This is a genomic window from Actinosynnema sp. (assembly GCF_052038725.1).
In genome coordinates, this window is the sequence record NZ_JBQGCX010000688.1 from 1 (window position 1) to 1,533 (window position 1,533).

1 pseudogene is annotated in these 1,533 nt (G+C 80.4%); it reads right to left on the minus strand.

Features of this window, described 5'->3' with window-relative positions:
* A pseudogene (locus tag ACTUAL_RS14505) lies at positions 1–1,533 on the minus strand (hypothetical protein); the annotation flags it as partial.

The window sequence follows — 1,533 nt, forward strand, 5'->3', positions numbered from 1 at the left end:
CCGGCCGCTCGCCCGGCAACCCCACCCCGCACCGCTCCGCCAACGCCCACGCCCGCCGCACCGCCAACCGCCCCCGGTCGACGTCCCCCAGCCGGTGCAGCGCCTGCCCGAGGTCCGCCAGCGCGTGCGCCTGCTCCACCACCGCCCCGCACCGCTCCAGCACCTCCACCGCCTCCCGCAGCAACCCCGGCCGCTCCGCCGGTTCCGCGGTCTGCGCCAGCAGCCGCAGCGTCACCCCGCGCACCCGCCCGTCGCCCCGGTGCGCCCGCGCCAGCTGCTCCTCCAGCACCACCCGCGCCTGCCCGGTCTTCCCGCGCCGCAGCAGCACCTGCGCCACCCCGGTCCGCCACGGCAACAACCCCACCGCGTCCACCCCCCACGCCACCGCCAGCTCCCCGCACGCCCGGAACGCCGTGGCCGCCGCGTGCGACCGGCCCGCCGCCAGGTCCTGCCAGCCCTTGGCCAGCCAGTACCGCAACCCGGCCGTGGTCCGGAACGTCACCTCCGGCACCTGCCGCCGGGGCAGCTCCACCCCGCGCCGCCCGGACGCCGTCCCCGCCTGCAGCAGCGTCGCCAGCGGCCGTCCCGCCATCGCGCCCCACGACTCCGCGCGCACCCCCGCCAGCGCCCGCCGCGCGTGCTCGATCGCCGCCCCGTACTCCGAGGCCCGCAGCGCGATGTCCGCCCGCACCCCCCGCAGCACCGCCGTCCACGCCCCCGCGTCCCGCGCCCCCGCCTCGGCCAGCAGCGCCTCGCACCACGGCAGCGCCTCCCGCCACCGGTCCAGGTCCACCAGCGCGGTCAGCACGCTGAACAGCACCTCGGCGTTCCGGTCGGTCAGCGCGCACCCGTGCAGCACGTGCTCGGCGTGCTCGACCGCCTCCTCCGGGTCCCCGCCCGCCAGCGCGATCTCCAGCACCCGCACCGCCTGCGCGTGCGGCGACATCCCGGCCTCGCGCAGCAGGTACTCCGCGTCGTCGTCGTCCAGCAGCTCCGGGCCCCGCGCGGGCAGCCCCGGCGCGTGGTAGGCCAGCCAGGTCCGCAGGAACGGCAGCTCCACCCGCAACCGCAGCGGCGCCCGCCCGCCGGGGGGCGCGAGCCGCCCGAGCAGCGTGGCCGCGTCGTCCAACCGGCCCGCCCGCACCAGGTGGCACACCACCGGGGTCAGCGGTCCGGGGAACCCGCCCTCCGCCGCGGCCTCCAGCAGCCGGTCCACGTGCCGCGCGCACCCCGCCCCGCCGCCGCGCAGGTGCGCCGAGACCAGCAGGCTCAGCACCGCGACCCGCTCCCGCGCGTCCGCGGCCACCCGCGCCCCCAGCTCCAGGTACGCGACCGCCCGCTCGACCCGGTCGTCCCGCAGCGCCGCGGTCCCGGCCTCCAGCAGCAGCGCCGCGCTCCACCCCGGCAGCGCGTCCCCGGCCGCCAGCAGCAGGTCCGCCACCGCGTCGGGCGCCGCGCCGCCGGAGTACAGCCGCCGGGCCGCCCGCAGGTGCAGCGCGGCCCGCTCCCCGGTCGGGAGCGGGGCGAGCACCG